10 protein-coding genes and 1 pseudogene are annotated in these 11569 nt (G+C 57.1%); 6 read left to right on the plus strand and 5 right to left on the minus strand.

Annotation, left to right across the window (positions count from 1 at the left end; all coding sequences use genetic code 11):
• The coding region (locus AWB81_RS37080; RefSeq protein ID WP_235026099.1) for a site-specific integrase at positions 1 to 254 on the minus strand (254 nt) is incomplete at its 3' end.
• 1151 nt (positions 255 to 1405) lie between these two features.
• Here AWB81_RS37080 and AWB81_RS37090 point away from each other — a divergent pair.
• Entirely contained in the window at positions 1406 to 1687 is a 282-nt protein-coding gene (locus tag AWB81_RS37090) for a hypothetical protein (protein WP_062642909.1), read from the plus strand.
• 169 nt (positions 1688 to 1856) lie between these two features.
• Here AWB81_RS37090 and AWB81_RS37095 read toward each other — a convergent pair whose 3' ends face one another.
• The 3 genes from AWB81_RS37095 to AWB81_RS37105 form a co-directional block, all read right to left on the minus strand.
• Positions 1857 to 2048 carry a hypothetical protein gene (locus AWB81_RS37095; RefSeq protein WP_235026101.1) on the minus strand — a complete coding sequence of 64 codons (192 nt, stop codon included), beginning with the start codon at positions 2046 to 2048 and terminating at the stop codon, positions 1857 to 1859.
• A gap of 614 nt (positions 2049 to 2662) precedes the next feature.
• Positions 2663 to 3544: a hypothetical protein gene (locus AWB81_RS37100; protein WP_144444299.1), complete on the minus strand. Its 882-nt coding sequence runs from the start codon at positions 3542 to 3544 to the stop codon at positions 2663 to 2665.
• Between the two features lie 154 nt (positions 3545 to 3698).
• Entirely contained in the window at positions 3699 to 3926 is a 228-nt protein-coding gene (locus AWB81_RS37105; protein WP_144444300.1) for a hypothetical protein, read from the minus strand.
• Positions 3927 to 5343: 1417 nt separating this feature from the next.
• Here AWB81_RS37105 and AWB81_RS37115 point away from each other — a divergent pair.
• From AWB81_RS37115 to AWB81_RS37125, 3 genes are all read left to right on the plus strand, one after another.
• Positions 5344 to 6576, plus strand: a complete 1233-nt coding sequence (locus tag AWB81_RS37115) for a ParA family protein (protein WP_062642918.1) — start codon at positions 5344 to 5346, stop codon at positions 6574 to 6576.
• Positions 6573 to 7619 carry a ParB/RepB/Spo0J family partition protein gene (locus AWB81_RS37120; RefSeq protein WP_062642920.1) on the plus strand — a complete coding sequence of 349 codons (1047 nt, stop codon included), beginning with the start codon at positions 6573 to 6575 and terminating at the stop codon, positions 7617 to 7619. The genes AWB81_RS37115 and AWB81_RS37120 overlap by 4 nt, the downstream gene beginning before the upstream one ends.
• A gap of 220 nt (positions 7620 to 7839) precedes the next feature.
• Positions 7840 to 9006 carry a hypothetical protein gene (locus AWB81_RS37125; RefSeq protein WP_062642921.1) on the plus strand — a complete coding sequence of 389 codons (1167 nt, stop codon included), beginning with the start codon at positions 7840 to 7842 and terminating at the stop codon, positions 9004 to 9006.
• A gap of 52 nt (positions 9007 to 9058) precedes the next feature.
• Here the strand turns inward: AWB81_RS37125 and AWB81_RS37130 are convergent, their stop codons facing one another.
• Complete coding sequence (locus AWB81_RS37130; RefSeq protein ID WP_062642923.1) at positions 9059 to 9706, minus strand: hypothetical protein; 648 nt, start codon at positions 9704 to 9706, stop codon at positions 9059 to 9061.
• A gap of 95 nt (positions 9707 to 9801) precedes the next feature.
• Between AWB81_RS37130 and AWB81_RS45225 the strand changes: the two genes are divergently transcribed.
• Together AWB81_RS45225 and AWB81_RS47500 are read left to right on the plus strand one after the other, a co-directional pair.
• Positions 9802 to 10086, plus strand: a complete 285-nt coding sequence (locus tag AWB81_RS45225) for a hypothetical protein (RefSeq protein ID WP_144444301.1) — start codon at positions 9802 to 9804, stop codon at positions 10084 to 10086.
• A gap of 1300 nt (positions 10087 to 11386) precedes the next feature.
• Positions 11387 to 11569, plus strand: a pseudogene (locus tag AWB81_RS47500) (type IV secretion system protein); the annotation flags it as partial.

The following is an 11569-nucleotide window of genomic DNA, read 5'->3' on the forward strand; positions in this document are numbered from 1 at the left end:
CACCAGCATGCGCTACAGATCCCTTGGTACGACATCTGTACTTTGCTCAAGTACGACACTACTACTTTGCTCCCACAGGAATGCGGCACGACACGCTCCCGGTGACCCTTGGTCGTCTCCGCTCGGATACGCAGCAGCCGGTGGGCGGGATCGAGATCGCTGCCACGAAGCTGGCACAGTTCCTCCCGACGAAGCGCCGCATCATAGGCAAACGCCAGCATGCACCGGTTACGTTTAGGTTCGTCGCGGACCACAGCCAGCAGAGCCGTCCACTGCGCCTCCGTTGTATGCGTCTCACGTCGGCCGTTCTCCGGGCAGCAGTGAACGGGGTAATTTGGTTCCCATCAAATGTTTTGATGGGAACCAAAGTGGCCGAGATTGTGGATAGTAAGTGCGAGGCACCGGGCAAGCGCCCCAACTTTGCGCGCGAATTCAAACGGCAGCTGGTCGAACAGACGTTCGAGCCCGGGGCGTCTGTATCGCTGGTCGCGCGTCGCAACGACTGGATGAGGCTTCGTTCGCCGCGTGCGCCGAAGTGGCAGGATGCCGTATAGCGGCCGCGGCTTACCGGGGTGGTCCTGATGAGCCCCTCGTCAACCAGAAACTCGAACAGCAGCCGGACCGCGGTAAGACGCTGCTGCAACGTTGCGTTCGACAGGAAGCCGCCTGAGTCGATGCGCACCACATTCGCATTCGCTCGCCTTGGCTGGGTCCGCAGTTCGCCGACATACTGCGCGATGGTTTCGCGCGATATGCTGCGTAGATCGACGCCGTGGCCCTGAGCAAACCGCAGGAAGCCCTCTATCGCTACATGTAGGCCGCGATCGTATTCCTTGCCAGACCAAGCATCACGCAACTCTGTATCCATCGTCGAGCGTAAGAGTTCGAGGCGATTAGCGGATACCGTTCCCAGACCGGTTCGACGACAGCGCTGCTGGCAGCCATGATTTGCTCCTCTCGCGAGGGATGCCGCCCCGTCACCACGACGATTCAGCACGAGCAGGTAAAAGCGGCATCGCCTTCGGCACGGGTTATCCACCGGGCCGTTGTCCTACTGGGGATTCTTGTTCAATTGTGGTTTTTCAGAGCGACGGGCAATCAATGCAGCTGCGTGTTGCAGAAACGGCTATTCGCATAACCACGTTCTTCGCACATAGAGGAATTCTTGAGACGCCTTTTCGTTCTAGCCGCGCTGTCTTTAAGCGCAACCGCATACGCGTCAGCGGACGAACATTGGTGTGATCCCAACAAGGACCGACCGAATGATCCGTTCGTGCCGCACTTCGTTTGCCCGAAGCAGCGCGTCATCACGACCAAGTGCCACAAAGACAAAAATGGCGATCAAGTTTGCCGCTCGGTCGAAACGTACGAGTAACGTCTTGTTGCAACCACGCAAGGAGAAACGGTGATCCCGACAAGAGCAAACGACAAGCTGCGAAAGTTCCTTGAAGCCGAAGCCGAACTCGAGAAGCTTCCTACCGTGCCATCCTACCTTGAGGGGAAGCAAGTCGAGAACGGATTGGCCGCCCATTGGCAGCCCGAGTACGCTCGCGAAGACATTCGATTGCTCTCTCAGCGGCTTGCTCAGCTCGACGCGCTGACTGGCGCCGATCGGACCGCCGCGGAGGCCGAACGCGCGAAGATCCAAGCCCTTATTGGTGACCGCGCCGGCGACTTGATGGGCTGATAGTCGGCGTCTCTTTGGCTGCGCTTGTTCTTCCCCGCAATACCGTGGACGCAAAAAAAACCCAGGACGAGTTAGGCGCTGGGCAAGCCATCGGCTATGCCGGTGGCGGAGGTGCTAACAGGCGAACTGGCCGTCTGCGGTTTCCCGGCAGCGGCCAGTTCTCTAGTACTTAGCGCGTGCTTCTTGGCTCGATCGATTGATTAGTGACCGAAATAGACAGTAGCAATGCTATGCCGGTATGAGCCGGGCCGCCCGATGCTGATGCAGTATCGGCGACGCCACCGTAGCTGTTCTGGCCGCTTTGTGCCGCGACCTTGGCTTCGGCAGCTTGGATCTGCGCCGGGTACGTCGTGCGATTCATGCTCGGGTTGTAACCAGCCCGTTCAAGCTGAACATGCTTACCTCCAGAGTCTTGTTTTTCGCAAACAGCCCTGTTTGCGTTTCAGTGACTTCAGTATAGGTAAGCGCCTGCTTAAGATTAATGATCGGTTGCACAACAAATCGTTGCTGTATTCGGGATAACCCTAACCAACCCGCACTGCCCTTATCCATCTCTTCGACGGTTTCCCCGGTGAACTCGGGGTGGGATTGCCGCTCTCCGCTCTAGCGTGTCCTTTCGTTGTTCAGTAAGAGGCGTAGCTTTTCGAGCGCAACGAGTTGACCATGCGTTTCCTCCCGCCAGCACTTTTCTATTGTTTGCTGAAGTTGGTAGACCTCGTCGACCACGCCCTGAAAGCGCTGTACCACGAACACCAAGCGCAAGACGTCGACGTCGTGTGTCCGGTAGCGACTCCACAGAAGCCTAAGCTCGTGGTAACTCACCGGCAGGAACTCTGAGCGGCATTGCCCACCTACGGTTCTGTATATACGTACAGTATCGTACCCGCGATTTAGCTGTGCTGGTACTTCCGGTCGACCGGTCGCGCTCGTGCGGTGCAAGTTCCAGCATGAATTCATGCATATCTACTTTCGCCATTAGGCGGACGTCTTAGCTTTCGCGCCTGGCTTCTTGATCTTCAATGTCATGATAGAGATCTCTATAAGAGCAGCCATCTCTTCGGCCGCGAAAACCAACTCTTCCGGTTCGTTCACCGGTACTCTGAACTCGAACACCATATCGGATCCCTTCCAACGGACCCGTACGTTTCCTTCACCTTTGAACCGAACGTTCAACAACGCCGCGACGATTTGATCCGTCGACCTTCGGCGAGGGGCTCCCAGGATTCCGGTCGCGCGGCCGGCTAGCTCTTCGGTTCCAATTGCTTTTTGAATTTGAATCAGCGTCGCGCCGAGGCTGTAAGTCAGAGCCCGAGATGCAAAAAGCTCCAAAACCTGGGGCGGCAGTTTAGACATTGCTACCGCCTGTCTAAGGCGAGGAGCTTTCCAATCGTTGCGAACCGCCAACGCTGCCTTGATCGAGGTCCACCGTCCTTCCTCTAGTCCCCGCTTATATTCAGCCGCCAGCACCAACGGTGGGACCTTCGTAGGCCGCTTAGGCGGTACCGGTTCCCGTCCGTCGAGAACAGCAATTATTTCCTTCCAAAATTTTCCGGTCGGGTCCATTGCCGTCGCACGTTCCCTCAGCATTGCTAGTCCGTGCTTTTGAGCCAGTTTGACAAGATGCCTTGCCGTCACCGGCAAGATTCCCGCTACGTTGAACAGCGAGATCACTTCGTCAGGCAGCTTTGACACCGTGACCGCGCGGTTGAGAGCCTCGCGAGTGACCTTTGGCGTGAACCGGGCCATTGCAGCGACTGCTTCCCTCTGGTTTTTCCAATTTCGGCCAAGTCCTGCGTTGTAAAGATTTGCGAGCGCCAGAGGGTCGCGCGATATAGGCATACCAGCAAGGGTGGACATCGTTGCTTCTCCTTTTTCGCCCGATTATCGTTAGCCTGCCGTCATTTTGTTCGGCGAAAGAAGCCCGAAATGCCACCGCATTTCATGGCTTTGGTTTCGTTCTCGGGACGCATACTATCGGCCGCAATGTTGTCATTGTGCTTGATGCGTTAACTCAATCGATGAGAGCTGGCTCGGGGTCGTCGGGCTCGTTGCGATCGGGCGGTGGCGGAAGACCTGCGAGCGCGCCCTGCCTCGTCTTCTCTTGCATCAACATCAGCCGGATTTTCTCGAGCGCGACCAACTGTCCGAGCTTCTCGGCTTCCCAGACTTTGCGTACTGAACCGAAGTACGCCTCCAACTCGCCGAAGACCTGGCGCCCGTGTGCGAGCTCGAGCAGCATGCGTTCGTTGTCCGGATTTCCGCGATACTTAATCCAGAACGCCCTGCCCTCCTCTAGCCCGACTGGCTCAAAGCGCGGAAGTTTTCGCGCCATGTCACGAGGTCGCCGTCGAAGCAAGCATTGACTCAATTGCGGTCGGTGCGAGAACGCGGGACGGTTTGGTTGAGCGCCCATGCGGACTGAGCAGGATCGGCGACGGCTCAAGGACCACATCGAACGGATTAACACCGATCGGACCTTTGCGTTTGACAATGCTGACCTGCACGCCATTGGTTGCCGGACGGATCGCGAGGCGCAGCGACGCGGGGACGCGTCTTGTTGGGTCGCGAGCGGCCGCACGACAAACAGCAAGGACTCGGATGACTGCGCACCCAAAGTCAGACGGCGCAGCGACTCAGCACGGATGTGCTGCTGCCAGAGTAGGACGGCACCGCAGGTGTTCGTTTTGAGAACCTGCTCCGCGGTCCAAAGCGTATCCGCGGTGCTCAGACCTGACCAGCATGATCTTGTCGAGCGGAATGCCGAGGTACGAAGGTCCCACTGCGTTCGGAACATGCGGCGGCTTGATGAACACGACCGGTCGCTTCGATGCTGCCTTCAGCGCGGGCTGCAGCAACCGGATTTCTCCAATGCCCGTTTGCTGAACCAGCAGTTCAGTGAGTGAGCCGATCGGTCAACCGCCACCAGGCAGTTCGGTCGAGAGGCGGTCGTAGCCGGTAGCGACAGTGCGTCCCACCTGACGGGCAACTTGGTTACCTCGCCAGAGCGATGGATGAATGTCTTCGATGTGTTTGGGGAGTGCGGACATGGCGTGCATCTACTGTACGTTTGTACAGTATGCTACACCTTCTTTCTTCTTTTTTGCGTCCCGTCACTGATGCGCTAGGCTGACGAAAAACCAACTAAGCCGGTCCTCAGTCGCGCACGCGCTCGACTCCAGTTAGTTGCTTTCTTGTCGCCTTGTCTGGAACGCTCCAATATACGTATCGCATAGTACAGATTCGCGGACCGAGAGTTGGTCTCTTCGGATCGTCGCCGCCGAGAGGGAACGAACGCCTGAATCTTTCCCAGATTCGTGAAACATTAAAGCGAAATGGCGCTCCGGCCTTGAGCGGCTTGGGTTTGCTACGCCTTCGCTTTAATTACGGATGTTTCACGGAGCGTCGCGATCCCTGAAACGCTTCGCTGGGTCGGGCCCGGAACTGCTTGAAGAGCCATGTTACCGACTCATCCGATCAAAAAACGTAATCTAGTTTCGAGATAAACGCGTCGGAGCCATACCAGGCGCGGCTTAACCGGGAAAAGTTAACTTGTCAGGGACAGGTTAACCGTATACAGTCCTTCGAAAATTCGCCGATCAGCGCACAATTCATCGACCAGCGGCGAATCCAGACATCATCAACCAAGGACGGGTCCTATGGGAACCACTGGTAAGCCGATCGTATCGATCACCCCTACTGTGAATCACACCCCGACCTCGATCGAACTCGACGACATCGAGATCATTTCGGATCACGCGAACGAGACACTGCTCACCGTACGTGAACAGATGCTATTACCGCATCCGATGAAGCACCCCCCGGTATTTACCACACCTCAGCTGGCCGCGCTATGCCGGATTGAGCGGAAGAAGGTGAATTATTACTGGGAGCGCGAAGAGCTTGGCCTGCCCCAGGGGAAAAGCATGCCTCGTTCGCGCGAGTTCACGCTCGCTGAGGCGCGCGAATGGATTAAGAAAGTGGGCCCCTATTCCGCCAAGCCGGAAGGCGCAAAGGGCAAGAAGATTGCCGTCGGCAACTTCAAAGGGGGTGTCACCAAGACCACGACGGCGATGACGCTTGCGCAGGGCCTCTCCCTCTTCGGCCGCAAGGTCTTGCTCGTCGACTTGGACCCGCAGGCGTCTCTCAGCGCGCTCAACGGAGTGATCGCTGACAGCGAGGTAAAAGAAGAGCAGACAATTCTCCCGCTGATTTACGGAGAACAATCGGACCTCGCATACGCGGTGCAACCGACCTACTGGGACGGCATCGACCTGATTCCAGCGAGCGCCGCCCTCTTCTCTGCCGAATTCTATTTGCCGTTCAAGCAATCGCAGAATTCTGATTTTCGCTTCTGGGACGTGCTGAACGCGGGACTTGAACCGCTCCTCGATCAATACGACGCCATCATTATCGACACGCCCCCTGCCCTGTCTTACGTGACCATCAATGCGTTCATGGCAGCAGATGGACTGATCGTACCGATCCCGCCGAATGCGCTGGACTATGCCTCGTCGACACAGTTCTGGTCTCTGTTCACTGACTTGGCCAAGAGCATGAAGAACGTGGTGCCGGATCTGAACAAGCGCTTTGACTTCATTCACGTCCTACTTACCAAGGTGGATGCTAGCCAGATCTCTACTAACAAGGTGCGGGAATGGATCACCCGCTCGTACGACAGCTTGGTTCTTCCCATTGAAATCCCGGCCACGACTGTCACGACTACCGCGTCGATGGAGTTCGGCACGGTCTACGACATCTCGAAGTACGAGGGCAGCAACAAAACCTACCAGCGTGCTCGAGAGGCATATGACCGTTTTGCTGAAATGATTGATCAACAGCTCACGTCCCTTTGGGCGACGGAGGCACAAGCACTAGAGGTGGCTGCATGAGTCTGCGTGACAAACTCAACGCAAAGAACGCTGCGATTGCTGCGGCGTCCGACGCCAAAGGTCCTGGCGGTCGCCCGAATGACGGCGCGCCGAAGACGGCGCCTGGGCAGCTGCTTGCCGCGATGCCTTTACTGGCCGCCAAGGATAAGCAGGTGAGCGAGCTAGAGGCGCAAAACGCGGAGCTTCGTACACGCCTAGAGAAGGCCGCTCGAGCCGGCGCTGAAATCCCGCTCAAGCTGTTAATCGAAGTTCCTGGACGACGGCGCAAGCTGTCGAAGGAAGCATACGTAGCCCTCCGTGAGAACCTCCGACACAACAAGCTCATTCACCCGGTTGTCGTTAGGCAACTGGAGGCTGGGACTTTCGAGATCATCTCTGGACATCACCGAGTCGACGCGTACCGAGAGCTCGGACGCGAACAGATTCGCGCAGTACTCATGGATGGCTCTGACGAGGAAGCTACTGACGGCGCTTTCAACGTCAATCTGATTCAGTCAGGGTTGACTGACTACGAGAAGTATCTGGGCTTTCGCATCCGCTTAGAACGCACCGCCGGAATGACACAGGCAGAACTCGCCGAGCAAACGGGAATTTCGAAAGCGCTCGTCTCTTACATCCTTTCCTTTGATCAATTGCCGCCGGATGTCCTTTCGATGGTCGAAGAGCAACCTGACCTCTTAGGGGCGACGGCGGTTGCCGCCCTCGCCGGCTTTACGAAAGCCGGACGGTCCGAACAAGTTATTAATGCGGTCAAGAAGCTCGTGGCCGGCGAGATCGATCAGGGACAGGCTGTCAAACTGGCCGGCGCAGAACCGGCCAAGACCAAGAAGGAATCGGCGACCCCGATTTCAGAAAAAATAAAAGCAGGGAAGGCAACGTATTGCGAAATTCGCCGGGCAAAAAATGTCTTCCGACTTGAATTCAAGTCGGAAGACGAGGCGCGGCGAATTCACGCCGCGATCAAACGGCTGCTGGAAGAGGAAGCAAAGGTCGCAAGCGCTGAAACCGAAAAACAAACGCTTGAAAATCAACGAGTTAAGTAGACTGAACGTCAACTTGGAGCAGGAAATGAACTGATTACTCTAGAAAGACAAAAGCCCCCGGCGGGAACCGAGGGCTTTTGCGTGAGTGGGCTTGGCTGGAAACCTCGCACCACACTCCCCAGCTGGAAACTGGAAAGGGACAGCTAACATCCCGGAGTGTAGCGCAACGAGATCGACAGTCAAGCAAAACTAATCCATTTTTTTGAATGGACCGCTAGACATGTCTATCGCGCAACGCTCCGTTGCTGGCGAGGGTGAATTGCACGCCGAGCAAACAGCAACAATCGAACATCCGGACGATTCAGCCGCCCTCACCGCCTTCCGCTGTGACTCGACCAACCTGCCCTGGGTTATCTTCCGGGCTGCGTTCCGTGCGGCGCACATAGAAGAGATCCCAGCGCGTGCTCGCGCCGTGCTTTCCGCCCTCGCCCGAACGGTCGACGCTGCCAAACCATTCGCCGCTATTTTCGCCCGCCGTGAGCTGCTCACGGGCCGCGCGCTGCAGTCCATGCGCACGTTCTATCGGAGTCTCGACGACCTCGAGTGCGCAGGACTGATCGGTCGTCGTCCCCAGGCGCGGTACGTCGAAGCCGGTCTCTTCGGCCGTGCATACATCCATCTCACTGAGCGCGCAGCGACCCTCCTCGGTCTCACTGAAGAACTCCAGGCGCCTTCACCTGCACCCGCACAACTTTCCGTTGAGCATCCGTCTGCCAAGTTGGCAGACGGTGGAATATATAAGGATCTAAGCCCTTCTGTTTTTCAAAAGAGACAACCGGGCCAGATGCCTGAGGATCTTCAGCGCCTGCGGTCCCTGGGTCTCTTTGATTTCTTGATCTTCAAACTCATGCGCGAAGCCCGTGAGCACGGCAAGCGTCTCTCGGATGTTGTCGAGGCTACGTGGGACCACCTCAAGCTCGCCAAGGCACCGATCAACTACCTGCGCAGCCTTCTATGCGGCACAGTGGACTTTGCACAACAGCTCCGCCAACGGATGGATGCCAAGGCCGAAGAACTGGCGCGACTGACCCGCACGCTGGAAGTTGACCAGATGGCCCGTCAGAGCGCCGGCCAAACGTTCGTGGATGCCACCGGCCAGCGCAAGTACGTGATCGATCACGACGGCGAGAATATGGTCGTCTACACCCTCGACGAGGGCATCGGTCGCCAGGCGGCAGGATGGAAGGAGGCCTTCGCTACGGCTCGAGCACGCGGGCAAATCCGTGTGGCCACCGAAGCCGATCTGCAGCCGTTCGGTCAGACGCGTCGATTCGCGAGCGAGCCGGAGCAGGGCAGGGAGCGACCGCCGGTTGCCGCTCAGATCCGGGAGCACATTGCTGGACTGCGCAGCTTGCTGGGAGTTCGACAGGTAATCAGGAATGCTTAGTTAATAGGTAATGGGCAAGAAAAAAATCGGATCCGAAGAACCGCGCTGCCGTTCAGCGAACCGCCTGCCAGCCGTTATCCGTCTTCATCATGGCCAACGTTTCCGTGAAGGCGACATCGACGTCATCGGTAAGATCAGGCTTGCCGGTGAAGAAGTTCGGCAGAACCGCGTACTTGACGTTCGGGCAGGATTGCATGATGCGCTGCTGGAAAAACCGGGCCGGGGTATTGAATGTCAGGCGACCGCCGAGGTTTCCGACTTCGATTTCAGCGTTGGTGTATTCCTGGTATTCCGCTTGATGCTGAGTCTCATACGTCGAGCCGGCAGTGAAGTCACCTTGATTCGCTTCCTCGTAAGCTTGCTTCGCTGCGAGGTAAGCATCCCGTTTCTTATCCGCGTCTGCCTTCATCGACTCGTACGTCCCGAACTGGTCAGCGTACTGTTTGGCGAAATCTTTCATATCGCTGTCCGGCGACATGCGGAGCGTGTACTTGACCTCGACGCGATAGTCGTTGTCGTCGATCGGGATGCTGTTGGTGTTATCGAAACTTCTCAAGGAGATATAGGAGCAGCCTGCATAACGCGCCTGGACCGCGTCCTTGGCGTCTCCTTCCGACGGCGAATGCGAGCAAGCAGCGAGGCTAGCAATTAGCGAGACGCACAGTGCCAGGCGGCCCACGCCGGTGCGCTGAATAACCATGGTTCATTTTCCTTTCTAGTTTGAAAACGTTTGCCCATAGGGGCAGGGAAGACAGCAGTCGGAGGCCGCCGATTCCGGAACGAATTATCGGCCGCGTGGAGAAAATCTTTAGACAAGAAAGCAAAAAAAAGCGGCTCGGGAAGAACCAGGCCGTTATGACGGAAGAGGGGAGGGGATCAATTGAAGCTATATCGGACAACCTCCGCGAGCGGAAGGATGCCGATCATCTTGCCCGTGCCACATCCCGCGACTTCCCGGAAGAGCCGCAGGTAGTTGGTATCGACGTCGTCCTCTTCGCACCACGCGAAGAAGGAGATAGGGTCGATCAGTCCAACGTTGCGTTCGGACGTCCGCCATTTGCCGCGCGTCAAACAAGATGAGAGCGGCCGCGCTGCTTGACGCTCTCTAACCGGACCGAGCCCAGCGCGATGAAAAGCAGCCGACCCGTATTGCACCGGTGCGAGACGTAAACAGCGAACCTACGCAATCTTTTTCAAAGAGACAACGGGACGACTCCTCAGATGAGCAAGCAAAAAATCCACGATTGCCGACCGATCTGCATTGGCTCGTTGAAAAGCGACTTGCAACTCCGTTCGGCGTGTGCGTTGATGCGATTCGCGAGGGAGCAGGGCCATCGGCTGTCCGACGTTGTTGGCCATGCCTCAGAGCATTTAGCTTCGGCCAAACTGACCAACGCTTTTGCATACATTCGAGCGCTAATACAGCGCCCGACCGACTACGCGTACCTGTCAAAACAACGCGACGAGAGGAAACGACAAGAGTCCGAGCTTGTGGAGCGAAAGAGGGCGCGTGAGGAACTAGATACGCAGCTGCGCGCATACGCTGGGACCACGTTCGAGTCGGCAGACGGAACCCTGTGAACCGTTGAAGAGGAGGTGCTCGTCAGAGAGGACCTGGAAGGCCGGAGGGCGTCGACGCCATTTAGTCACGCGTCAGACGTTGCAGCTTCGATAGTGAGCGGCAAAATGCGCCCGGTACCGCGTGGCTTTGAGAGAAGACGTCCATTGGTGGCGGACCAACGGAGCGGCGGGGAACTTGTCGGGGAACACGCAAGAACCTTGTTGGCGGCGCTGCGTAAATCGTTAAAGGTCAAACGTTTGTAGCCGATGGACCTCCGCGATGGCAGCGCTATCCGGATAGCGTTGCCCGAGGGAAGCTTCTGTGAGCAACCACTTGATTTCATTGGGTAAGCGTTCTGTTACAAAGTGTGCCACATAGTTACCCCCCCCTTTTTTGGCACACTTTTTTGCGATTTGCGATGCAATACGCGGGTAGCCGGGGCAATCGGCAAGCATTGGCCGCGCAACGCTTATCCGGCTGCCGGTCGGTGGCATCGGCGTAGCCGCTAGGTCATCTTTGGAGGTGTTGTCCTGTTGAACATGCCGATACCGGTTCCGCTTTCGGCAACTTGGGCAGAGGCATGACGACCACGGCTGCGGAGGTGTCTACAACGAACGAGCGCTGGGGGACTAGTGAAAGCTATATCTTTTTATGCGTCATTCCCCGAAACGGCTGCTATCCGGATAGCGTTACCTAGCCGAACGCATCGCAAGTCGTCTCGCGTTAAGCGTGCAGTGCAATGGCGAACAAAACTCATCGTCTTTCGGGCTAAAAAAGGACGCTCGCGCTGTTTCAATGGTGACATTCCAAAGGGTTGCCATGCGTCTTTTCAAGAACAAGCGTCGGGCCGCGCTGTCCACGGGCCCCGGCTCATACGCCGAAGAAGATCCTAGCAGGGTGATTTTCGAGACGAGCACTAGGCTCCAGCTCGAAGCTAATCGCTGGATGCTGATTTCGTTCGGCCTGGCTGTCGTCGCGGCCGGTGCTGTCTGGACGCGGCAG

Origin of the sequence: Caballeronia arationis (assembly GCF_001544975.2) — a bacterium.
Taxonomy (GTDB): domain Bacteria; phylum Pseudomonadota; class Gammaproteobacteria; order Burkholderiales; family Burkholderiaceae; genus Caballeronia; species Caballeronia arationis.